Here is a 23,659-nt window from a genome sequence, read left to right on the forward strand (position 1 = left end):
GGAAACCGCGTTGCCTGCTAAAAGATCGCAGCCTGCGGCAGCTCCTACAGGATCGCATTCCTGTGTAGGAGCTGCCGCAGGCTGCGATCTTTTTTGCTTTATTGCTTGCCCAACGCAAAGTTGGGCAACGCCCCCAGCGGCTGGATGAACTGATACGGAATCGACACCAGCCCCTCGCCGGTATTGCGCTGCACCACAAAGTGCAGGTGCGGGCCGCTGCTGTTGCCGGTGTTGCCTGACAACGCCAGCGGACTGCCCACCGCCACCCGTTGCCCTTCGCGCACGCTCACCGAACCTTGCTTGAGGTGCAGGTACACGCCCATGGTGCCGTCGTCATGCAGTACCCGCACGAAATTGCCGGACGCATCCGAACCGCGCCCGCTCTGGGAATTCTCGGTCTTCACCACCACCCCGGCCCGCGCGGCAATGATCGGCGTGCCTACCGGCATGGCGATGTCCATCGCATAGCGATTCTTCGGCCCATAGTGACTGTACTGACCGTTGGCGCCCTGACTCAGACGAAACGGCCCGCCACGCCACGGCAGCGGATAGCGATAGCCCTGCGCGATACCAGTGGGGTCACCGAGGGAATAGTAGAACTGCGGCGTATACACCAGCGGCTGCTTGCCGGATATCGCCGTCAGCAACGCCAACCGCGTGTTGCTGCGCGCCGGCAAAACCCGGTGGATGGTTTGCGCCGGCGCACCGCGGACATTGCTCAGCCCGGTGAATGCCAAGGCAATTTTGACCGGCGCATACAAATCGTTGCGCACGAAGACCACGTCTGTGCCCTTCTGCTTCTTGATATCGAGGTAAACCTGCCGTTCCAGGCGCTCGACCATGCGGTCCTGAAACACGAACACCTGCGAGCCTTTGCTCGGCCGGTCGCTGTACGACACCACGCCGTTGGCATCAGTGGATTTGTAGATGGTCATGGCCACAGCCGAAGTGGATGCCATGAAAAGACCATAGAAAAACAGCAGGCGCGCGAGCATGGGCAAAAGTCTGTCGAAGTGAGGCCTGGGAATGAGCCTAGCAGGTGAAGCAGACCAGGCTAGTCGACAGATGTTTCAAATTGGCCAGCCTGGGAGATTGGTGGTGCAAGTAATGGCCCCTTCGCGAGCAGGCTCGCTCCCACATTTGGAATGCATTCCAGGGTGGGAGCGAGCCTGCTCGCGAAGGCGATGTGTCAGGCGACGAAGATCACGCGCCCGGAACGAAGTGCTTCTGCGCCGTGCCGCGGGCGATCAGGCGGGAGATGTAGTCGAGTTTCTGCGCGTCCTGGTCGACGAAACGGAAGGTCAGTTGCAGCCAGTCGCTGTCGGGTTTCTGCTCATGCGCAACGATGGCGTGCAGGTAACCATTGAGACGGGCGATTTCGGCGTTGTCGCCCTGCTCCAGGTCGAGTACGGCGCTGTCGAGGATCTGCGGCAGGGTCTCGGTGCGTTTCACCACCAGCAACGCTTCCTTGATGCTCAGGGCCTTGATCACGCATTGCTGGGTGCCGCTTGGCAGGCGCAATTGGCCCTGACCGCGACCACCGACCGGCGCTTTCGACGTGGCGGGAGCCTGAACCGGTGGGCTGTTGAGCAGACCGCGCGATGGCGCAGCAGCGGGCGCTGGTGCAGCGACGGCAGGTTTGGCGAACGGATTGACCGCCGCCGCAGCCGGAGCACCACCGACCACGGCAGGCTTGCCGCCAGTCAAGGCGCTCAGGGAATCGTTGCCGAACGCCGAGTTCATCTTGGTCGGCGCGCTGTTCATCAGGGTGTCGAGCTTGCCGACCTTGTTCAGCGCCTGTTTGACCTTGGTCAGCAGCTGCTCGTTGGTGAACGGCTTGCTGACGTAGCCGGAAACGCCGGCCTGAATCGCCTGCACGACGTTTTCCTTGTCGCCACGGCTGGTGACCATGACGAATGGCATGGTCTTGAGGTTGTCTTGCTCGCGGCACCAGGTCAGCAGTTCGAGCCCGGACATTTCCGGCATTTCCCAGTCGCACAGGACCAGGTCGAATGCTTCCCTGGCCAGCATAGCCTGAGCCTTTTTACCGTTGACGGCGTCCTCGGTGCGGATCCCCGGGAAGTAATTACGCAGGCACTTTTTCACCAGGTCACGAATGAACGAAGCATCGTCCACGACCAACACACTGATCTTGCTCATCCAACACCCCTATTAAAATCCCGGCAAGCATAACGCTGGCTGATGGCACATTGCCAAAACTCTTCAGTCACGCCGGGACTTTTCGTTCGCGGGTGCTGCTTTTTAATCGAATCTGCCCATGAAAAGCACAAACAAAAACGCCCGGCCAAAGGGCCGGGCGCTTTTCTCAGGCAATCTTACTTATCGTCAGCATCGCCCGGAACATTAGCGGTTTCGCCGCTTGTGCCTTCAACTTCTTCTTTCATGCGTTTGAGGCCCATGTGGCGCACGTCGGTGCCGCGCACCAGGTAAATGACCAATTCGGAGATGTTGCGTGCGTGGTCGCCGATGCGTTCCAGCGAACGCAGCACCCAGATAATGCTCAAGACCCGCGAGATAGAGCGCGGGTCTTCCATCATGTAGGTCGCCAGCTCACGCAGGGCGGTCTTGTATTCGCGGTCGATGATCTTGTCGTACTGCGCCACCGACAACGCCAGATCGGCGTCGAAACGGGCGAACGCGTCCAGCGCATCGCGAACCATGTTGCGCACCTGGTCGCCGATATGGCGAACCTCGACGTAACCGCGTGGCGCTTCACCTTCTTCGCACAATTGAATCGCACGGCGAGCAATCTTGGTCGCTTCGTCACCGATGCGCTCCAGGTCGATCACCGACTTGGAAATGCTGATGATCAAACGCAGGTCAGACGCCGCCGGTTGACGGCGGGCGAGAATGCGCAGGCATTCTTCGTCGATGTTGCGTTCCATCTGGTTGATCTGGTCATCGATCTCGCGCACTTGCTGAGCGAGACCGGAGTCGGCTTCGATCAGCGCGGTCACCGCGTCGTTGACCTGCTTCTCGACCAGCCCGCCCATGGCCAGGAGGTGGCTGCGCACTTCCTCGAGCTCAGCGTTGAACTGCGCGGAGATGTGGTGGGTAAGGCCTTCTTTACTAATCATGTTGGCGTCCTTGGAGCGTCCGGTAAGGTGCGGTGGGCCGCAGCGTCAATTCTGTGAATAACCCGCAACTGTCAGCCATAACGACCGGTGATGTAGTCTTCGGTCTGCTTCTTCGCCGGATTGGTGAACAGGGTATCGGTGTCGCCAAATTCCACCAGTTTGCCCATGTACATGAACGCCGTGTAGTCGGACACCCGCGCGGCCTGTTGCATGTTGTGCGTAACGATAACGATGGTGAACTTGGACTTCAGCTCGTAGATCAGCTCTTCGACTTTCAGCGTCGAGATCGGGTCGAGGGCCGAGCACGGTTCGTCGAGCAGCAGCACTTCCGGCTCAACCGCGATGGTACGGGCGATGACCAGACGCTGTTGCTGACCACCGGACAGGCCGAGTGCCGATTCATGCAGACGATCTTTGACTTCGTCCCACAGTGCCGCGCCTTTCAACGCCCACTCGACCGCTTCGTCGAGGACGCGCTTCTTGTTGATGCCCTGGATGCGCAGACCGTAAACGACGTTTTCGTAGATGGTCTTCGGGAACGGGTTGGGCTTCTGGAACACCATGCCGACGCGACGACGCAGCTCCGCAACGTCTTCGCCCTTGCGATAGATGTTATTGCCGTAGAGGTTGATCGCGCCTTCTACGCGGCAGCCGTCAACCAGGTCGTTCATGCGGTTGAAGGTGCGCAGCAGCGTGGATTTACCGCAGCCGGACGGGCCGATGAAGGCGGTCACGCGCTGTTTCGGGATGTTCATGCTGACGTCGAACAGCGCTTGTTTCTCGCCGTAGTAAAGGCTCAGGCCGGGTACTTCGATGGCCACGGTTTCCTGTTCGAGATTCAGGCTCTGCTTGTCGCGGCCCAGGGCAGACATGTTGATGCCGTGGGTATGTGTTTCGTGCTGCATGGGAGGCTCCCTGTGCTAACAAATTCGGTTCGGAACACTGCTCGGTGCAGCTTCCATCAATATTGCGGCGGTCGCGATTCAATGTGGGAGCGAGCTTGCTCGCGAAGGGGCCCTCACGGCCGCCAAAAGCTTCGCGAGCAAGCTCGCTCCCACAGGGTTCGCGTCGTCCTTAGCTATCCAGTGCTTTGTATTTTTCGCGCAGGTGGTTGCGGATATACACCGCCGACAGGTTCAACGTCGCGATCACCAGTACCAGCAACAGCGCCGTGGCATACACCAGCGGACGCGCCGCTTCGACGTTCGGGCTCTGGAAGCCGACGTCATAAATGTGGAAGCCCAAGTGCATGATCTTCTGATCCAGGTGCAGGTACGGGTAGTTGCCGTCCACCGGCAGCGACGGCGCCAGTTTCACCACACCCACCAGCATCAGCGGCGCCACTTCACCGGCGGCGCGGGCCACGGCGAGGATCATGCCGGTCATCATTGCCGGGCTGGCCATCGGGATGACGATCTTCCACAAGGTTTCAGCCTTGGTCGCGCCGAGGGCCAACGAGCCTTCACGCACGGTACGCGGAATACGCGCCAGACCTTCCTCGGTCGCCACGATCACCACCGGCACCGCCAGAAGCGCCAGGGTCAGCGAGGCCCAGAGCAGACCCGGTGTACCGAAGGTCGGCGCCGGCAGTGCTTCGGGGAAGAACAAACGGTCGACCGAACCACCGAGTACGTAAACGAAGAAGCCCAGACCGAACACGCCGTAAACGATCGCCGGAACGCCGGCGAGGTTGTTCACCGCGATACGGATGATCCGCGTCAGGGTGTTCTGCTTGGCGTATTCACGCAGGTACACCGCCGCCAGCACACCAAACGGGGTGACGATCATCGCCATGATCAGGGTCATCATCACGGTGCCGAAGATCGCCGGGAAGATCCCGCCTTCAGTGTTCGCTTCACGCGGGTCGTCCGAGAGGAACTCCCAGATCTTGCTGAAGTAGAAACCGAGCTTGGTGAAGGTGCTCATCGCGTTCGGCTGGTAGGCGTGAACCACTTTGCCCAGACCGATTTCAATCTCTTTGCCGTTGGCGTCACGTGCGGTCAAGGCATCACGGTTGAACTGCGCATGCAGATCGGCCAGACGTGCTTCGATGTCCTGATAACGCGCATTCAGCTCGGCACGCTCGGACTCCATGTCCGCCTGCGCGGTGGCGTCGAGCTTGCCTTCAAGTTCCAGTTTGCGACCGTGCAGACGGATGCGTTCCAGCCCTGCGTTGATTGCACCGATGTCGGTCTTTTCCAGCGACTTCAGTTGCGCCGCCAGACCGTTCACACGGTTGATCCGTGCTTGCAACTCTGGCCATGCCGCCTCGCCTTCGGCGATGACTTTGCCGTCCTGTTTGACGTTGACCAGGTAGCCGTAGAAGTTGCCCCACTCGCGACGTTCGATCGCCATCAACTCGGGAGGCGTCGTCTGATTGGTCAGCCACTCGCCGACGATCCAGGTAAAGTCGTTGCCGTTCAGGTCACGGTTGCCGACCTTGATCAGCTCACGGGTCATGAATTCCGGACCTGCATCAGGCACCGGCAAACCGGCGCTCTTCAGACGGGCACGGGGCACTTCTTCTTTCTGCACCACTTCACCGACGACCAGGTGATTGGCCTGACCCGGTACGTCGTAATTGGCGTGGACCAGGTCCGCCGGCCAAAAGTGACCCAGACCGCGCACGGCAATCACCGCCAGCAGGCCAATGGTCATGATGACCGCGATGGACACCGCGCCACCGCTGATCCAGACGCCCGGGGCGCCGCTCTTGAACCATCCTTTCAGGGAGTTCTGTTTCACAGACTTCTACCTTTGCTTAAAGCGACGAGTATTTCTTGCGCAGACGCTGACGAATCAGTTCTGCCAGGGTGTTCATGACGAAGGTGAACAACAGCAGCACCAGCGCCGAGAGGAACAGCACGCGGTAGTGGCTGCCGCCGACTTCCGACTCGGGCATTTCCACCGCGACGTTGGCCGCCAGAGTGCGCAGGCCTTCGAACAGGTTCATTTCCATAACCGGGGTGTTACCGGTGGCCATCAACACGATCATGGTTTCGCCGACCGCACGGCCCATGCCGATCATCAGCGCCGAGAAGATCCCCGGACTGGCAGTCAGGATCACCACGCGGGTCATGGTCTGCCACGGCGTGGCACCCAGCGCCAGCGAACCAAGGGTCAGGCCGCGCGGCACACTGAACACGGCGTCTTCAGCGATCGAGTAGATGTTCGGGATCACCGCGAAACCCATGGCCAGACCGACCACCAGAGCGTTGCGCTGGTCGTAGGTGATGCCCAGGTCGTGGGAGATCCACATGCGCATGTCACCGCCGAAGAACCAGTTTTCCATGAACGGGCTCATGTACAGCGACAACCAACCCACAAACAGGATCACCGGAATCAGCAGCGCACTTTCCCAACCGTCCGGGACTTTCAGGCGGATCGATTCAGGCAGGCGGCTGAAGGTGAAACCGGCGACCAGAATGCCGATCGGCAGCAACATCAACAGGCTGAAGATGCCCGGCAGATGCCCTTCGACATATGGCGCGAGGAACAGCCCGGCGAAGAAACCGAGGATCACCGTCGGCATCGCTTCCATCAGCTCGATCACCGGTTTGACCTTGCGGCGCATGCCCGGGGCCATGAAGTACGCGGTGTAGATCGCAGCGGCAACGGCCAGTGGAGCAGCGAGCAGCATGGCGTAGAACGCAGCTTTCAGAGTGCCGAAGGTCAGTGGCGACAGACTCAGTTTCGGTTCGAAATCGGTGTTGGCCGCGGTCGATTGCCAGACGTATTTAGGCTCGTCGTAGTTCTCGTACCAGACCTTGCTCCACAGCGCGCTCCAGGAAACTTCCGGGTGCGGGTTGTCGAGCAGTAATGGTTGCAGCTTGCCGCCGGCTTCGACGATCACGCGGTTGGCACGCGGCGACAGACCGAACAGGCCTTGACCTTCTACCACTTGATCGACCAGCAAGGTGCGATGCGCGGTGCTGTGGAACACGCCAAGCTTGCCGCTAGCATCCAGAGCAAGGAAGCCCTTGCGACGCTCTTCGGCAGTGATTTCAACGATCGGCGTGGTGCCCATCTGGAAAGTTCGAATCTGCTTCAGGCGCAGCTCACCATCGGTGTCACGGGCCATGAACCACTGGGCCAGACCACCCTTGGAGTCGCCGACGATCAGCGAGATACCACCGACCAGTTGCGTGGTCGCAGTGACTTCGGCGTCAGCGTTTTCCAGCAGTTTGTAGCGACCGTTGAGGCTCTTGTCGCGCAGGCTGAACACATCGGCCTGAGCGCGACCGTTGACCACGTACAGCCACTGCTGGCGCGGGTCGACGAAGATGTTTTTCACCGGCTCGGTCATTTGCGGCAGATCGATACGCTTCTGCTCGTTGGTGACTTCGCCAGTCATCATGTTTTCTTCGCTGGTCAGCGACAGCACGTTGAGTTGCGAACCGGTCGAACCGACCAGCATCAACGTCGTGTCGGTGGCGTTCAGGCTGACATGCTCCAGCGCGCCACCGGCTTCGTTCAGCGCGATCGGCGTCTCGCCGTACGGATACTCGATGGCCGGGCTGATGGTTTTCTTGCCATCGGGGTAGCTGACTTTATAGGTGTGACGGAACACCAGCGCCTGACCGTTGGACAGACCCACGGCCACCAGCGGATGGCCCGGCTGATCTTCACCAATAGAAGTCACGGTTGCGCCGGCTGGCACTGGCAGATCGACGCGCTTCAGTTCAGCGCCACTGTCGATGTCAAAAAACAATGCCTGGCCCTTGTCGGAAACGCGCATGGCCACCTGATTCTGCTCTTCGAGCGAAATCATCAGCGGCTTGCCGGCGTCCTGCATCCAGGCTGGGGTGATCGAGTCTTTCGCAGTCAGGTCGGCACCCTGGAACAGCGGCGCCACCACGTAGGCGAGGAAGAAGAAGATCAGGGTGATGGCTGCCAGCACCGCGAGACCGCCAACGAGGACGTACCAGCGGGTGAAGCGATCCTTGAGCGCGCGAATGCGGCGCTTGCGTTGCAGCTCAGGCGTATTGAAATCAATGCGCTTGGGAGGATTAGTAGTCATGTGGGAATTGGCCAGATCATTCATGCGCTCACCCTAGCGATCCTGTATGACAGAAAGATGACAATGCAGTGACGCAGCAAATCCACCGCCAGCGGGACTGGCAGGGGATCAAAAATTTGAGGTGTGTAAAAGGCCGGTCTGCGCGCAGATCCGGCCTTTTACATGAGTCCGGTGGGGTTCACTCTGGACTCAATTTGTTACTTTTTTGCGACTTCAGCGCCGCCTTCCTGCAGACCCAGGTCAGCCAGTGCTTTTGCAGCAACCTTGGCTGGCAGTGGGATGTAGCCGTCTTTCACTACCACTTCCTGGCCCTGCTTCGACAGCACCAGTTTCACGAACTCAGCTTCCAGCGGAGCCAAAGGCTTGTTCGGGGCTTTGTTGACGTACACGTAGAGGAAACGCGACAGCGGGTACTTGCCGTTCAGGGCGTTTTCTTCGCTGTCTTCGATGAACTCGGTGCTGCCCTTCTTCGACAGAGCAACGGTCTTCACGCTAGCGGTCTTGTAGCCGATGCCCGAGTAACCGATGCCGTTCAGCGAGGAGCTGATCGACTGCACAACCGACGCCGAACCTGGTTGTTCGTTGACGTTTGGTTTGTAGTCGCCTTTGCACAGGGCTTCTTCTTTGAAGTAGCCGTAGGTGCCGGATACCGAGTTACGGCCGAACAGTTGCACTGGCTTGTTGGCCAGGTCGCCGGTCACGCCCAGGTCGCCCCAGGTTTTCACGTCGGTTTTGGCGCCGCACAGGCGGGTGGACGAGAAGATCGCGTCAACCTGTTCCATGGTCAGGTGCTGGATCGGGTTGTCCTTGTGCACGAACACTGCCAGGGCATCCACGGCAACCGGAATAGCGGTTGGCTTGTAGCCATACTTCTGCTCGAAGGCCGCCAGTTCTGTGTCCTTCATCTTGCGGCTCATCGGGCCCAGGTTGGAGGTGCCTTCAGTCAGCGCAGGTGGCGCAGTGGCGGAGCCAGCGGCCTGAATCTGGATGTTTACGTTCGGGTATTCTTTTTTGTAGTTCTCAGCCCAGAGGGTCATGAGGTTGGCCAGGGTATCGGAACCGACGCTGGACAGGTTGCCCGACACACCAGTGGTCTTGGTGTAGCTCGGGATAGCAGGGTCAACAGCGGCGAACGCGTTGGCAGTCGCAACGCCAGCAGCGACAAAAGTCATTGCCGCCATCAAACGCTTCAGTTTCATGCCTTACTCCTAGCAGATAGGGTGTGTTAAGTCGGGGCCAAGTATCAGCAGGCCGTGTGAACACTCTATGGCTGAAATATGACAATTGGATGAAAGGCCAGCATCGAGGTTTTACTGAATGATTCGTGGTGCCCCCATTCGCGAGCAGGCTCGCTCCCACAGTTGAAATGCATTCCAACTGCGGGAGCGAGCCTGCTCGCGAAGGCGCCGGGACTATTGAGGGAGATTTCGGATCAACGCCCTTTCTTCCAGAGCCACGCCCCGACCAGAATCCCCATCGCGCACAGCACCGCCACATAGTAGGCAGGCCCCATCGCGCTTTCTTTCAGCAGCAGGCTGACCACCATCGGCGTCAACCCGCCGAAGATCGCGTAAGCCACGTTGTACGAGAACGACAATCCACTAAAGCGCACCACCGGCGGGAACGCCTTGACCATCACGTACGGCACCGCACCGATGGTGCCGACCAGGAAACCGGTCAACGCGTACAGCGGGAACAGCCAGTTCGGGTGATCGGCGAGACTGTGATAGAAGGTCCACGAGCTGACCAGCAAGCCCAGGCAACCAAACACAAACACGCGACCGGCACCGAAGCGATCCGCCAGTGCGCCGGAAATGATGCAGCCGATGCTCAGGAACACAATCGCCAGACTGTTCGATTGCAACGACTCGGTCGGCGAGAAGTGATAGACCGTTTGCAGCACGGTCGGGGTCATCAGGATCACCACAACGATCCCGGCCGACAGCAACCAGGTCAGCAGCATCGAGATCGCAATCGCCCCGCGATGATCACGCAGCACTGCGCGCAGAGGCACTTCTTCAGCCAAGGCTTTACGCAGTTGCAGCTCGGCGAATACCGGGGTTTCGTGCAGCCAGCGGCGCAAGTAAACCGAGAACAGGCCGAACACACCGCCCAGCAGGAATGGAATACGCCAGGCGTAATCGGATACTTCCGCCGGCGTATAAATGCTGTTGATCGCGGTGGCGACCAGCGAGCCGAGCAAAATGCCGGCGGTCAGGCCGCTGGTGAGGGTGCCGCAGGCGTAACCCATGTGCTTTTGCGGTACGTGTTCGGAAACGAAGACCCACGCGCCCGGTACTTCGCCACCAATCGCCGCGCCCTGAATGACCCGCATCAATAGAAGAAGGATCGGCGCCCACAGGCCGATCTGCGCGTAGGTTGGCAGCAGACCCATGATCAGGGTCGGCACGGCCATCATGAAAATGCTCAGGGTGAACATCTTCTTGCGCCCCAGCAGGTCGCCGAAGTGTGCCATGACGATGCCGCCCAGCGGTCGCGCCAGATAGCCGGCGGCGAAAATGCCGAAGGTCTGCATCAGGCGCAGCCACTCGGGCATGTCGGCGGGGAAGAACAGCTTGCCGACCACGGTGGCAAAGAAAACGAAGATGATGAAATCGTAGAACTCCAGCGCGCCACCGAGGGCGGACAGCGACAGAGTCTTGTAGTCATTGCGGGTCAACGGTCGTGCGGGTTGCTCGGGCTGCGCGAGGCTCGAAGGCGCTGTGGTCATGGCAAGGGCTTCTCTTATAGTCGGATCTGCCGCCACAACAACGCTGGCGGTGGCTTGGGCAGGTTCGGCACCATAGCAAATTGTTCGAAAAAGCACATAGAGGTGCGTATTTGACGGTCGAAATGAGAACCGGATGGTCGTCGCGGAGTCTACCGACCGATATACTCGCAACCTGCTCCGGTTTGTAGGGGGTTGCTGTGCGAAAACGTCGTTGGCCCGGCCTTTGCTCGGGATTAGCCGGTTTCGCAGAGTTTCTCCTTAGGCGCCTGATGGAAAACGTGACGAACGTAGTATGTTCGGTGCTGAATCGTTTTTCCCGAAGACGGCTACCACCAGCAATACCAACGAAGAGTTACGGGTCAGAGGCACCCCCGGCATGATAGAGCTCGAACAAGAAGATCCGATCCCGCAAGGCGACCTGGCCCTGCAAATCACCGCACTCCCACGCGAAACCAACGGCTTTGGCGATATTTTCGGCGGCTGGCTGGTGGCACAGATGGATTTGGCCGGCACCGCAATGGCCAGCCGTGTCGCTGGCGGACGCGTCGCCACCGTCGCCATCGACCGCATGGCGTTCCTCGTGCCTGTGGCTGTCGGCGCGCAATTGTCCTTTTATACCCAGACCCTGGAAATCGGCCGCAGCTCGATCCAGATGATGGTCGAAGTGTGGAGCGACGACCCGTTGTCCAGCGAGTGGCGTAAAGTCACCGAAGCGGTCTTCGTCTTCGTCGCCATCGACGGCAGCGGTCGCACTCGCTCGGTTCCACCACGCGCGCGTTAAACATCGTCGCCGTTTTACGGTCGATAGTTGTCCTTGTTACTGATCGAGAGCTGTCCCATGAACACGCCCAACGTTGAAGCCGTGAAACTGGATGAACTGAACTGCTGGCGTATCCGCCACGGTCAGGCCGAAGTGCTGGTGGCCCAGCAAGGCGCGCACATCCTCAGTTATCAGATCGATGGCCAGCCGCCGATCATCTGGCTCAACGACAAGGCCGAGTTCAAGACCGGCAAAAGCATCCGCGCCGGTGTACCGGTGTGCTGGCCGTGGTTCGGCAAGTTCGAGCGTAACCCGCAGAGCGTGCAGGCCATGTTTACCGGTGAGCAACCGGCACCCGCGCACGGTCTGGTGCGGGCGATGGATTGGGAGCTGGGCGGCATCGAATCGGAGGCTGACGGCGTCAAGGTCGAATTCAAGCTGCCCTACCCCGAAGGTGGCCTGCCGGGCTGGCCACATCAGGTCGATCTGACCCTGACCCTGCATTTGTCCGAGCAACTGAGTTTCAGCCTGACCAGCCATAACCATGGCAGTGACAGCGTCAGCCTGAGCCAGGCGCTGCACACTTACTTCGCGGTCAGTGACGTGCGCAATGTGCATGTCGATGGCGTGGATGGTTTGAATTACATCGAGACGCTGGATGACTGGAAAACCACCAGTCAGCAAGGTGCTCTGCATTTTGCCGGAGAGACCGACCGCATCTACCTCGATGCTCCGCCACAGCTGAGCATTGTCGATCCAACGTGGGAACGACGCATTGTGCTGACGGCTACCGGTTCGCGCACGGCGGTGATCTGGAACCCGTGGATTGATCGCGCCGCTGCATTGGCCGACATGGATAACGATGGCTGGCAGCGCATGCTGTGCATCGAGACGGCGAATGTGATGGATGACGTGGTTACGCTGGCACCGGGTGCGAGCCATACCATGGGTGTTAGCGTCGGCAGCCAACCGCTTTAAGACGCGCCGCAATACGAAATGTGGGAGCGAGCTTGCTCGCGAAGGCGTTGTATCAGTCAACATTCAAATGTCTGACACACCGCTTTCGCGAGCAGTCTCGCTCCCACAATTGTTTTGTATAGGTCCTACAGATCAGATTCCTGCACCACCCGCACCTTGTCCGCTTCCAGCGCATACGCCGCATCGGCCAGATCATTGCTGACCTTCTCGACCTTCAGCGTGCCGGTCACCCACAGCGGCGTGTAGATATCGTCCAGCTTCAAGCCTTTCGGATAACGCACCAGCACCAGTTGATTCGGTGGCGGTGGCGGCACATGGATGCACGCGCCCGGGTACGGCACGAGGAAGAACAGCGTGCTGCGACCCTTGGCGTCGGATTCCAGCGGCACCGGATAACCACCGATGCGGATGTGCTTGTCGTTCATCGACGCCACGGTTTTGGTCGAATACATCACTGCCGGCAGACCTTTGGCCTGCTTCATCCCGCCCTTCTCGGTGAAGGTGCCGGTGGCTTCCGGGGAGTTGTGGTCGATTTCTGGCATGGCCTCGAGGGCCTTTTGGTCCGACTTGGGCATCAGTTCGAGCCAGTCGGTTTCCGGCAGTTCGCCGGCGTGGGCCAAACCGCTGCCCAGGAAAAGGAGAGTCAACAAAAGACGGCGCATGAAGGTGCTCGGTATAGAAGGGAAAGAACAGTAAATCGCCGAGCATTCTAGCCCTCCCGGCCACTTTGGCAGAGAGGGCTTTGTCGCTTTGGATCAGTTCTTTTTGATCAGGCCGTAGATCACCAGCAACACGATCGCGCCGACCAGTGCGCCGATGAAGCCTGCGCCCTGACCTGCCTGATAGATGCCCAAGGCCTGGCCGCCGTAGGTGGCTGCCAGCGAACCGCCGATACCGAGCAGGATGGTCATGATCCAGCCCATGCTGTCATCGCCCGGTTTCAGGAACCGCGCCAGCAGGCCGACGATCAAGCCGATAAAGATGGTTCCGATAATTCCCATGGCATTTCCCTCTGAATAGTAGATATGCGAAGCCTAGTCAGACTTTAGCATCCTGCCATCAGAGAACGGCGGCACCTGAATGGTTCCGCCGCTGGCACATGAAACTGTCGTTACTCAGCGATCAGCGCTTCGACCTTGACGATCTGCGCCTGTAGCGTGGCCATGTCGGCGCAGCGCAGGTTGGCGTGACCGACCTTGCGCCCGGCCTTGAAGGCCTTGCCGTAGTGATGCAGATGGCAGTCTTCGATAGCGATGACTTTCTCAACCGGCGGTACAACACCGATGAAGTTAAGCATCGCGCTCTCGCCGACTTTGGCCGTCGAGCCCAGCGGCAGGCCGGCAACGGCGCGCAGATGGTTTTCGAACTGGCTGCACTCGGCGCCTTCGGTGGTCCAGTGCCCGGAGTTGTGCACGCGCGGGGCGATTTCGTTGGCCTTGAGGCCACCGTCGACTTCAAAGAACTCGAACGCCATGACGCCGACGTAGTCGAGTTGCTCGAGCACGCGGCTCGAGTAGTCTTCGGCCAGCGCCTGCAACGGGTGATCGGTACTGGCCACCGACAGCTTGAGGATGCCGCTGTCGTGGGTGTTGTGCACCAGCGGATAGAACTTCGTTTCACCATCGCGGGCACGCACGGCGATCAGCGAGACTTCACCGGTGAACGGCACAAAGCCTTCCAGCAGGCAGGCAACGCTGCCCAGCTCGGCGAAAGTGCCGACCACGTCTTCCGGCTTGCGCAGGACTTTCTGGCCCTTGCCGTCATAACCCAGGGTGCGGGTTTTCAGCACGGCCGGCAGACCGATCGAAGCCACCGCAGCGTCCAGATCGGCTTGCGACTGAATGTCAGCGAAAGCCGGAGTCGGGATGCCCAGGTCCTTGAACATGCTCTTTTCGAACCAGCGGTCGCGAGCGATGCGCAGGGCTTCGGCACTCGGGTAGACCGGGACGAATTGCGACAGGAATGCCACGGTTTCGGCCGGGACGCTTTCGAACTCGAAGGTCACCAGATCGACTTCATCGGCGAGTTGGCGCAGATGATCCTGATCGCCGTAATCGGCCCGCAGGTGTTCGCCCAGCGCAGCGGCGCAAGCGTCCGGCGCAGGGTCGAGAAAAGCGAAGTTCATGCCCAGCGGCGTACCCGCCAGAGCCAACATGCGACCCAACTGGCCGCCACCGATTACACCGATCTTCATCTCAACAACCTCAGGCAATACGTGGGTCTGGATTGTCCAGGACGCTGTCTGTCTGCTCGGCACGGAAGGTTTTCAGTACCGCGTGGAACTGCGGATGCTTGGCGCCGAGGATGCTCGCCGAGAGCAGGGCAGCGTTGATCGCGCCGGCCTTGCCGATGGCCAGGGTGGCGACCGGAACGCCCGCTGGCATCTGCACGATCGACAGCAGCGAGTCGACGCCAGAGAGCATGGCCGACTGCACCGGCACACCCAGCACCGGCAGGTGGGTCTTGGCCGCACACATGCCTGGCAGGTGGGCCGCGCCACCGGCTCCGGCGATGATCACCTCGATGCCACGACCTTCAGCCTCTTCGGCGTACTGGAACAGCAGATCCGGGGTGCGGTGGGCAGAGACCACTTTGACCTCGTACGGGATGCCGAGCTTTTCCAGCATATCGGCGGTGTGGCTAAGGGTGGACCAATCGGACTTGGAGCCCATGATCACGCCAACCAGTGCACTCATCGTCGCGCCTCTTCTCTCTGGAGCGCCCGCAGGCGCGTCATAAAACAACAAGCCACGCAGGTTGCGTGGCTTGATTGTACGAAAAATGGCCGGACGTGCCGGCCGAAGGCCGCGCAGTATACCGCAAAGAAAGCAATAAACAGCCCCCCGCACGACCATCTGTCATCTGCCGCAAATGCCCGGTTTTATTGACTTGAAGGTCAGCGACAGAACACCGCAAATCCCCTGTAGGAGTGAGCCTGCTCGCGATGGCGGTGTATCAGTCACATCATCGTTGAATGTGCAGACGCTATCGCGAGCAGGCTCACTCCTACAAGGGGGCCGCGTAGGCTCAGGAAGCTTGGGCAGCGCCACCCTCGAGCTTGCGCCACAGCAGGCGTACGTTGGCTTTGCGTACCAAGGCGCAGCGGTAGAGGCGAATTTCCAGCGGCACATGCCATTGCGGGCCGCCGCAGACCACCAGCTCGCCACGAGCCAGCTCAGCACGCACGCTCAATTGCGGTACCCAGGCGATACCCAGGCCTTCCAGTGCCATGCTTTTCAGACTGTCAGCCATCGCCGTTTCGTAAATAGTGGTGAAACGCAGCTGACGCTGACGCAGCAAACCATTCACCGAACGCCCGAGAAACGCACCGGCGCTATACGCCAGCAACGGCACGCTCGCATCACCTTCGAGATCGAACAGGGGCTTGCCCTCGGCATCCGCCGCACACACAGGGAGCATTTCCGTCTGGCCCAAATGCAATGAAGGGAAAATCTCCGGGTCCATCTGCATTGCCGCATCCGGATCGTAGAACGCCAGCATCAAATCACAGCCACCTTCGCGCAACGCATGCACCGCATCGCCGACGTTGGTTGCAACCAATCGGGTGGCGATGTTCAACCCTTCATTACGCAACTGCGCGATCCAGCGCGGGAAGAAACCCAGCGCCAAGGAGTGAGCGGCAGCGACCTGCATCACTTCGCCCTGCCCGCCTTCCAGATGATGCAGATGGCGCAGCACTTCACCGAGCTGTTCAACCACCGTGCGCGCGGTCACCAGAAACAACTGCCCCGCTGCCGTCAGTTCGATCGGCGTGCGCGAGCGATTGACCAGAGTCAGCCCCAGCGCAGCCTCCAGACTGCGAATCCGTCGGCTGAACGCCGGCTGGGTCACGAAGCGCCGTTCGGCCGCCTGCGAAAAGCTGCGGGTGGCGGCCAGAGCACTGAAGTCCTCGAGCCATTTGCTTTCCAGATTCATCACGTCCTCCAGGACACGCACCAAAACAGGTCACACGTCTGCCGCGCACGCGGCGTCACACGGGCATTATGCCGAATGTGCATAGGGCAGTGCTGAACAGCATTGGCCCAAAATTTCCCACAAGCCTAGCATTCGCAGCGTTCCGGCACAGACCGGGTCCATATCGAGATGATTTCTATCATGTCCTCCGCTGCATCTTTCCGCACAGAAAACGACCTGCTTGGCGCCCTCGAAGTACCGGCTCAAGCGTATTACGGCATCCAGACCCTGCGAGCGGTGAACAACTTCCGTCTCTCCGGCGTTCCGATTTCGCATTACCCGAAACTGGTTGTCGGCCTGGCGATGGTCAAACAGGCCGCCGCTGACGCCAACCGCGAGTTGGGTCACCTGAGCGAAGCCAAGCACGCTGCCATCAGCGAAGCCTGTGCCCGATTGATCCGCGGTGATTTCCACGAAGAGTTCGTGGTCGACATGATTCAAGGTGGCGCCGGTACTTCCACCAACATGAACGCCAACGAAGTGATCGCCAACATTGCTCTGGAAGCAATGGGTCACCAGAAAGGCGAGTACCAGTACCTGCACCCGAACGACGACGTCAACATGGCGCAGTCGACCAACGACGCCTACCCAACGGCGATCCGTCTGGGTCTGCTGCTCGGTCACGACACCCTGCTGGCCAGCCTCGACAGCCTGATTCAGGCGTTCGCGGCCAAGGGCAAAGAATTCGATCACGTCCTGAAAATGGGCCGTACCCAGCTGCAAGATGCCGTGCCGATGACCCTCGGCCAGGAATTCCGCGCGTTCGCCACCACCATGGGCGAAGACCTGGCGCGTCTGAAGTCGCTGGCCCCGGAACTGCTGACTGAAGTGAACCTGGGCGGCACCGCGATCGGTACCGGCATCAACGCCGACCCGCGTTATCAAGCGCTGGCTGTACAGCGTCTGGCCCTGATCAGCGGTCAACCGGTAGTGCCGGCGGCCGACCTGATCGAAGCGACTTCCGACATGGGCGCCTTCGTGCTGTTCTCCGGCATGCTCAAGCGCACCGCGGTCAAACTGTCGAAGATCTGCAACGACCTGCGCCTGCTGTCCAGCGGCCCACGCACCGGCATCAACGAAATCAACCTGCCAGCGCGTCAGCCAGGCAGCTCGATCATGCCCGGCAAGGTCAACCCGGTAATCCCGGAAGCCGTGAATCAGGTGGCGTTCCAGGTCATCGGTAACGACCTGGCGCTGACCATGGCAGCCGAAGGCGGCCAACTGCAGTTGAACGTGATGGAGCCACTGATCGCCTTCAAGATCTTCGACTCGATCCGCCTGCTGCAACGCGCCATGGACATGCTGCGCGAGCACTGCATCGTCGGCATCACCGCCAACGAAGCGCGCTGCCGCGAACTGGTCGAGCACTCGATCGGTCTGGTCACCGCACTGAACCCGTACATCGGCTACAAAAACGCCACCCGTATTGCCGGCCTCGCCCTTGAAAGCGGCCGCGGCGTACTGGAACTGGTGCGCGAAGAAGGTCTGCTCGACGAAGCCATGCTCGCCGACATTCTGCGCCCGGAAAACATGATTGCTCCGCGTCTGGTTCCGCTTAAAGCCTGAGCCGACGCGTAGTTTGTAGCACCGCTCACCAGGTCGAGGGACTAGACACCTCTCACCTTTTGAGGGCTTGGGGATTTGTCCCCAAGCCCTTTTTTTTAACTTTCTGACCCTGAGACCCGTATGTCTGGGGACTGAACAATGGGGGAGTCCGCTCCCACAAAAAAGCAGTTCCCGCACAAGCCCGGCGCCGGTAACGCCGGGTGTTTCACAGCTTCGTTTCGTCGCTTGCACCACAACCGTGCAGACGGGCGCCGCACTGATCGGTATAGTGCCGCCCCTCTTCGCGTGAGCGGTCGTCGGTAACGAGGCCACAACCCATGCGAAACCCGAACTAATAACAAACCCGCGAAATGGATCCGGGACGAAACCATCGCCTCACCTGTCGTGCCGTGCGCACACCGGTGTAACACGATATTTCTACCATCCAGCATTTGCTCACACAAAAAACAGCGAGGAAAAATCCATGCTCGAAGTCATCAACGACTTCCTCTCAGGGAAAGTACTGATCGTGCTCATTGTCGGGCTCGGTAGCTACTTCACGATTCGCTCGCGTTTCGTTCAATTGCGGCACTTCTTCCACATGTTCGCGGTGTTCCGCGACAGCCTCAAAGGCAGCGCCGGGCAACTCAGCTCGTTCCAGGCCCTGATGCTCAGCCTTGCCGGCCGTGTCGGTGCAGGCAACATCGCCGGTGTCGGCATCGCCGTGACCCTGGGTGGTCCAGGTGCGGTCTTCTGGATGTGGGTGACCGCACTGGTCGGCATGTCCAGCAGCTTCTTCGAATGCACCCTGGCCCAAGTCTACAAGCGCGCCGATGGCGACGGCCTGTACCGTGGCGGTCCGGCTTACTACATCCAGCACGGCCTGAAACTCAAAGGCATGGCGGTGGTGTTCTCGGTCCTGCTGCTGGTCACCTACGGCTTTGCCTTCATTGGCCTGCAGTCCTACACCGTGACTCACTCGCTGCAGAACGCCTTTGAATTCAACCCACAACACACCGGTATCGTCCTGGCAGTGTTGCTGGCCATCACCTTCATCGGCGGCATCAAGCGCATCGCCTCGGTGTCCGACCTGCTGGTACCGATCAAGACCCTCGCCTATATCGGCGTGACCCTGTACGTGATCGGTACTCAGATCGAACACGTACCAGCCATGCTGGAAACCATCTTCAAGAGCGCCTTCGGCCTCGACCCGGCCTTTGGTGGCCTGCTCGGCAGCGCCATTGTCATGGGCGTGAAGCGTGGCGTGTTCGCCAACGAAGCAGGCCTGGGCAGTGCGCCGAACGTCGCCGCCGTGGCTGCCGTGAAGCACCCGGGTGCCCAGGGAGTGGTTCAGGCCTTCAGCGTGTTCCTCGACACCTTCGTGATTTGCACCTGCACCGCGCTGCTGATTCTGCTGTCGGGCTTCTACACCCCGGGCTTCGAAGGTGACGGCATCGTCCTGACCCAGAACTCGCTGGCCGCTGTGGTCGGTGACTGGGGTCGCATGTTCGTCAGCGTCGCGCTGTCGCTGTTCGTCTTCACTTGCATCCTCTACAACTACTACCTGGGCGAAAACAGCCTGCAGTTCCTCACCCGCAACCGCGCCGCGCTGATGATTTTCCGCGGCTTGGTGCTGGCGCTGGTGGTATGGGGTTCGATGCAGGACCTGTCGACCGTGTTCGCCTTCGCTGACATCACCATGACCTGCCTGGCCTTCGTCAACCTGATGGCCCTGGCCATGCTGTTCAAGGTCGGCATGCGCGTAATGCGCGACTACGACGAGCAGCGCCGCGCCGGCGTTAAACAGCCCGTGTTCGACTCCAGCAAATTTACCGATCTGGATCTCGACCTGCAGGCCTGGCCGACCAACCCGTCTGCCGCTGCCGGCAAGACCGAAGCCGAGCCGCAAGGCGTGCCTGCAGCGCAACGCTGACAGGTGAATGACGGGCGCATCCCCTGCGCCCGTCAGTTATTGTGATGCAATAACTTGTAGGAGCGAGCCTGCTCGCGATAGCTGTCTCTCAGCCAACACCAATGTTGAATGATGAACCGCTATCGCGAGCAGGCTCACTCCTACAATGTCATCTCTTGTGGAGACCCTCAGATGATTGCCAATTCCTACTCAGCCGCCCAACACGTCATGGTGCTCTACACCGGTGGCACCATCGGCATGCAGGCCAGCGCCAACGGTCTGGCCCCGGCATCCGGTTTCGAAGCGCGGATGCGCGACCACCTGCACAGCCAGCCTGAACTCGTAGTACCGCAGTGGCGTTTTCGCGAGATGTCGCCGCTGATCGACAGCGCCAACATGACCCCGGCCTATTGGCAGCAACTGCGTGAAGCGGTGGTCGATGCCGTGGATGTGCAAGGTTGCGACAGCGTGCTGATCCTGCACGGCACCGACACCTTGGCTTACAGTGCGGCGGCGATGAGCTTCCAGTTACTGGGGCTGAATGCTCGCGTGTGTTTCACCGGCTCCATGCTGCCGGCCGGTGTTACCGACAGCGATGCCTGGGAAAACCTCGGCGGCGCACTGGTCGCCCTCGGCGAAGGCCTGACGCCCGGTGTGCATCTGTACTTCCACGGTGAGCTACTGGCGCCAACCCGTTGCGCGAAGGTGCGCAGCTTCGGCCGTCATCCGTTCAAACGACTTGAGCGGCAGGGCGGCGGCGTGAAAGCGCCTTCGATTCCAGCGTCGTTGAACTACAACCAGCCGAAGCAACTGGCCAAGGTTGCCGTGCTGCCACTGTTCCCCGGCATCAGCGCCGAAGTCCTCGATGGTCTGCTCGACAGCGGCATTCAGGGTCTGGTGCTGGAGTGCTACGGCAGCGGTACAGGGCCGAGCGACAACCCTGAGTTTCTGGCAAGCCTTGGCCGTGCGCGGGATAACGGTGTGGTGGTGGTTGCCGTGACGCAATGCCATGAAGGCGGCGTTGAGCTGGATGTTTACGAGGCTGGCAGTCGATTGCGCGGTGTAGGCGTGTTGTCCGGTGGTGGCATGACTCGTGAGGCGGCGTTCGGCAAGTTGCATGGCCTGCTCGGTGCTGGGCTTGAAACTCAAGAAGTGCGCCGACTGATCGAACTGGATCTGTGTGGTGAGCTGCTCTGAGCATAACTCTGGATCGGCCCTCACCCTAGCCCTCTCCCGGAGGGAGAGGGAACTGACCGAGTTGTTTTTCGCTGTCCGTCGACCTGATAAACCGTGTCGATCGTGGATTCGGCAGAGATGTCTCACGTCGATGGATCTCGCCAATATCCCCCAATCGGCCCCCTCTACCTTTGGGAGAGGGTTGGGGTGAGGGGCTGCTGCGGCATGCAACTTGCTGCATTCCAGCCATCTCAAGGCTGGAAGATCTTATGCTCCACTCCCACCTCACCACCCTCAACGCCGTCTCGCTAATCCTCAACACCTTCAAAGCCGAAGGCCTGTCGAGCGAAGCGTTGCTGGCCGGCAGCGGCATCAGTGCGGCAGATCTCAGCCGGGCCGACACGCGCATCACCACCAATCAGGAGATGCAGGTCTGCGCCAATGCGGTCGCGCTTAAGCACGATATCGGTCTGGAACTGGGCCGGCGCATGCACGTTTCCTGCTACGGCATCCTTGGCTATGCCTTGCTGACCTGTGCCACCTTCGGTGACGCTTTGCGTCTGGCGATTCGTTATCCGGCGCTGTTGGGAACACTTTTCGAACTCAGTCTGGAGGACGATGGCGAACGCGTCTGGTTCGTCGCTGCCGATTATCGCGAGAGCCCGGCGATGGCGGTGTTCAATGCCGAGTTCTGCCTGGTGTCGCTGAAAGTCATTTGTGATGACCTGCTCGGGCATCCGCTGCCCTTGCTCGCCACGCGCTTCGAACACGCCGCACCGGATTACCGTGACAGTTATGCCGAGCACTTCGACAGCCCGCTGCACTTCGCCGCCAAGGACAACGCCTTCGCCTTCGACCGTCACTGGCTCGATCAACCGCTGCCGCTGGCCGATGCCATCACCCATCAAGCCATGGCCGAACGTTGTCGCAAGCAGAACCTTGAGTTCACCGGACGCCAAGCGTGGCTCGGGCGCATCCGCCAGTTGCTCAGCGCCCAACTGAACGCCGCGCCGGGGCTGGAAGGTCTGGCGCAACAGATGAAGTGCTCGCCACGCACTCTGCGCCGGCATCTCAAGGACATGGGCTGCAGCTATCAGGAATTGCTCGATGAACTGCGCTTCGAGCGAGCCAAGCAGATGTTGTGTGAGGATCAGTTGCCGATCTACCGCATCGCCGAGACCCTTGGCTTCAGTGAGACTGCGAGCTTTCGTCATGCCTTCGTGCGCTGGAGCGGCGTGGCGCCGAGCCAATTCCGGGCCTGAGGGGGCGAATTTCGGTCAGTGTTTTTGGCCATATCCATCCCCTTTTGGCCTTTCCTGCCGTTCTCCGATTCACCTTGCGCCGCAACACTGGGAGCAACCGAATCAGCCCTGCGGAGACCAACAAATGCTGACGATCTACTCGGACGATCACCACCTGCACCATGGCCGCTGCGAACTCATCGATGGCCAACTGAAGCCGTGCTTCGAGATGCCGTCGCGCGCCGACCATGTGCTGCAGCGCGTTAAAAACCAGAAGCTCGGCTCGGTCGAAGCGCCGAAGGATTTCGGTCTGGAGCCGATCGCCCGCATCCACAGCCGTGACTACCTCGACTTTTTCAAAGGCGCGTGGGCGCGCTGGACTGAATTCAATACCGATGGCGATCTGCTGCCCTACACCTGGCCGGCGCGCACTCTGCGTGCAATCAAACCGACCAGCCTGCACGGCCAGCTCGGTTATTACAGCTTCGATGGCGGCGCACCGATCACCGCCGGCACCTGGCAAGCGGCGTACAGCGCGGCGCAAGTGGCCCTGACCGCACAAGCGGAAATTCAGCGCGGCGCGCGCGCGGCATTCGCCTTGTGCCGGCCACCGGGACACCACGCCGCCAGCGATTTGATGGGCGGTTATTGCTACCTCAACAACGCCGCCATCGCCGCACAAGCCTTTCTCGATCAGGGCCACAGGAAAGTCGCGATCCTCGACGTCGATTACCATCACGGCAACGGTACGCAGTCGATTTTCTATGAGCGCAGCGACGTGCTGTTCACCTCGATCCACGGCCACCCGGAAGCAGAATTTCCGTTTTTCCTCGGCTACGACGATGAGCGTGGCGAAGGCGCTGGGGAAGGCTTCAACTTCAACTATCCGCTACCCGCAGGCTCCGGCTGGGACGTGTGGAGTGCGGCGCTGGATCAGGCCTGCGACGAGATCGATCGCTACGGCGCCGACGTCATTGTCGTATCGCTCGGCGTCGACACCTTCAAGGATGACCCGATTTCGCAGTTCAAACTCGACAGCCCCGATTACCTGGCGATGGGCAAGCGCATCGCTGCACTCGGCAAACCGACATTGTTCGTCATGGAGGGCGGTTACGCGGTGGAGGAAATCGGCATCAACGCGGTGAACGTACTGGAAGGCTTCGAACGATAACCGGATTCCCGTCGCAATCGTAAACACCAGACCCGCCCAGGCGGGTCTTTTT

20 protein-coding genes are annotated in these 23,659 nt (G+C 60.2%); 7 read left to right on the top strand and 13 right to left on the bottom strand.

Features of this window, described 5'->3' with window-relative positions; genetic code table 11:
• Window positions 1–98 precede the first annotated feature (98 nt).
• The 8 genes from AB4N74_RS23390 to AB4N74_RS23425 form a co-directional block, all read right to left on the bottom strand.
• Window positions 99–995 carry a peptidoglycan DD-metalloendopeptidase family protein gene (locus tag AB4N74_RS23390; protein ID WP_093429628.1) on the bottom strand — a complete coding sequence of 299 codons (897 nt, stop codon included), beginning with the start codon at window positions 993–995 and terminating at the stop codon, window positions 99–101.
• Between the two features lie 208 nt (window positions 996–1,203).
• A complete protein-coding gene (locus AB4N74_RS23395) occupies window positions 1,204–2,160 on the bottom strand; it encodes a response regulator (RefSeq protein WP_093429627.1) in 957 nt (318 codons plus the stop codon).
• 176 nt (window positions 2,161–2,336) lie between these two features.
• Window positions 2,337–3,098, bottom strand: coding sequence for a phosphate signaling complex protein PhoU (phoU, locus tag AB4N74_RS23400; protein ID WP_007954334.1), 762 nt, complete (start codon window positions 3,096–3,098; stop codon window positions 2,337–2,339).
• 71 nt (window positions 3,099–3,169) lie between these two features.
• Entirely contained in the window at window positions 3,170–4,003 is an 834-nt protein-coding gene (pstB, locus tag AB4N74_RS23405; RefSeq protein WP_093429626.1) for a phosphate ABC transporter ATP-binding protein PstB, read from the bottom strand.
• 169 nt (window positions 4,004–4,172) lie between these two features.
• Window positions 4,173–5,843 carry a phosphate ABC transporter permease PstA gene (gene pstA / locus AB4N74_RS23410; protein ID WP_093429625.1) on the bottom strand — a complete coding sequence of 557 codons (1,671 nt, stop codon included), beginning with the start codon at window positions 5,841–5,843 and terminating at the stop codon, window positions 4,173–4,175.
• A 16-nt stretch (window positions 5,844–5,859) separates the two neighbouring features.
• Window positions 5,860–7,893, bottom strand: a complete 2,034-nt coding sequence (locus AB4N74_RS23415) for an ABC transporter permease subunit (protein WP_175559543.1) — start codon at window positions 7,891–7,893, stop codon at window positions 5,860–5,862.
• 422 nt (window positions 7,894–8,315) lie between these two features.
• Window positions 8,316–9,317 (bottom strand): phosphate ABC transporter substrate-binding protein PstS, encoded by a 1,002-nt coding sequence (locus AB4N74_RS23420; protein WP_054048327.1) that lies wholly within the window; start codon window positions 9,315–9,317, stop codon window positions 8,316–8,318.
• Between the two features lie 233 nt (window positions 9,318–9,550).
• A complete protein-coding gene (locus AB4N74_RS23425) occupies window positions 9,551–10,849 on the bottom strand; it encodes an MFS transporter (RefSeq protein WP_460097349.1) in 1,299 nt (432 codons plus the stop codon).
• 376 nt (window positions 10,850–11,225) lie between these two features.
• Here AB4N74_RS23425 and AB4N74_RS23430 point away from each other — a divergent pair, with 376 nt between their 5' ends.
• The gene (locus AB4N74_RS23430) at window positions 11,226–11,630 is read left to right on the top strand and encodes an acyl-CoA thioesterase (RefSeq protein WP_003229628.1); all 405 of its coding nucleotides are present in this window, start codon (window positions 11,226–11,228) and stop codon (window positions 11,628–11,630) included.
• A gap of 57 nt (window positions 11,631–11,687) precedes the next feature.
• A complete protein-coding gene (locus tag AB4N74_RS23435) occupies window positions 11,688–12,587 on the top strand; it encodes a D-hexose-6-phosphate mutarotase (protein ID WP_460097351.1) in 900 nt (299 codons plus the stop codon).
• 125 nt (window positions 12,588–12,712) lie between these two features.
• Here the strand turns inward: AB4N74_RS23435 and AB4N74_RS23440 are convergent, their stop codons facing one another.
• The 5 genes from AB4N74_RS23440 to AB4N74_RS23460 all read right to left on the bottom strand — a co-directional run bounded on the left by AB4N74_RS23440 (window position 12,713) and on the right by AB4N74_RS23460 (window position 16,523).
• Window positions 12,713–13,249: a DUF3299 domain-containing protein gene (locus AB4N74_RS23440; RefSeq protein WP_007920225.1), complete on the bottom strand. Its 537-nt coding sequence runs from the start codon at window positions 13,247–13,249 to the stop codon at window positions 12,713–12,715.
• Window positions 13,250–13,342: 93 nt separating this feature from the next.
• Window positions 13,343–13,588 carry a GlsB/YeaQ/YmgE family stress response membrane protein gene (locus AB4N74_RS23445; RefSeq protein WP_003229635.1) on the bottom strand — a complete coding sequence of 82 codons (246 nt, stop codon included), beginning with the start codon at window positions 13,586–13,588 and terminating at the stop codon, window positions 13,343–13,345.
• Window positions 13,589–13,698: 110 nt separating this feature from the next.
• The gene (locus AB4N74_RS23450; protein WP_460097353.1) at window positions 13,699–14,781 is read right to left on the bottom strand and encodes a 5-(carboxyamino)imidazole ribonucleotide synthase; all 1,083 of its coding nucleotides are present in this window, start codon (window positions 14,779–14,781) and stop codon (window positions 13,699–13,701) included.
• 10 nt (window positions 14,782–14,791) lie between these two features.
• Window positions 14,792–15,283: a 5-(carboxyamino)imidazole ribonucleotide mutase gene (gene purE / locus AB4N74_RS23455; protein ID WP_085579114.1), complete on the bottom strand. Its 492-nt coding sequence runs from the start codon at window positions 15,281–15,283 to the stop codon at window positions 14,792–14,794.
• A gap of 331 nt (window positions 15,284–15,614) precedes the next feature.
• Entirely contained in the window at window positions 15,615–16,523 is a 909-nt protein-coding gene (locus AB4N74_RS23460) for a LysR substrate-binding domain-containing protein (RefSeq protein WP_093429621.1), read from the bottom strand.
• A 180-nt stretch (window positions 16,524–16,703) separates the two neighbouring features.
• On the opposite strand from AB4N74_RS23460, the gene aspA reads away from it, so the two are divergent.
• The 5 genes from aspA to AB4N74_RS23485 all read left to right on the top strand — a co-directional run bounded on the left by aspA (window position 16,704) and on the right by AB4N74_RS23485 (window position 23,607).
• On the top strand, window positions 16,704–18,128 hold the full coding sequence (gene aspA, locus AB4N74_RS23465) for an aspartate ammonia-lyase (RefSeq protein ID WP_095049638.1): 1,425 nt from the start codon (window positions 16,704–16,706) through the stop codon (window positions 18,126–18,128).
• A 463-nt stretch (window positions 18,129–18,591) separates the two neighbouring features.
• A complete protein-coding gene (locus tag AB4N74_RS23470) occupies window positions 18,592–20,040 on the top strand; it encodes an alanine/glycine:cation symporter family protein (RefSeq protein ID WP_093429619.1) in 1,449 nt (482 codons plus the stop codon).
• 171 nt (window positions 20,041–20,211) lie between these two features.
• On the top strand, window positions 20,212–21,216 hold the full coding sequence (locus AB4N74_RS23475) for an asparaginase (protein ID WP_460097356.1): 1,005 nt from the start codon (window positions 20,212–20,214) through the stop codon (window positions 21,214–21,216).
• Between the two features lie 248 nt (window positions 21,217–21,464).
• Window positions 21,465–22,457 carry an AraC family transcriptional regulator gene (locus tag AB4N74_RS23480; RefSeq protein ID WP_116254211.1) on the top strand — a complete coding sequence of 331 codons (993 nt, stop codon included), beginning with the start codon at window positions 21,465–21,467 and terminating at the stop codon, window positions 22,455–22,457.
• Window positions 22,458–22,581: 124 nt separating this feature from the next.
• Complete coding sequence (locus AB4N74_RS23485) at window positions 22,582–23,607, top strand: histone deacetylase family protein (RefSeq protein WP_460097357.1); 1,026 nt, start codon at window positions 22,582–22,584, stop codon at window positions 23,605–23,607.
• The last annotated feature ends 52 nt before the right edge of the window (window positions 23,608–23,659 follow it).

The sequence above is a fragment of the Pseudomonas sp. H3_C08 genome (genome assembly GCF_054669455.1).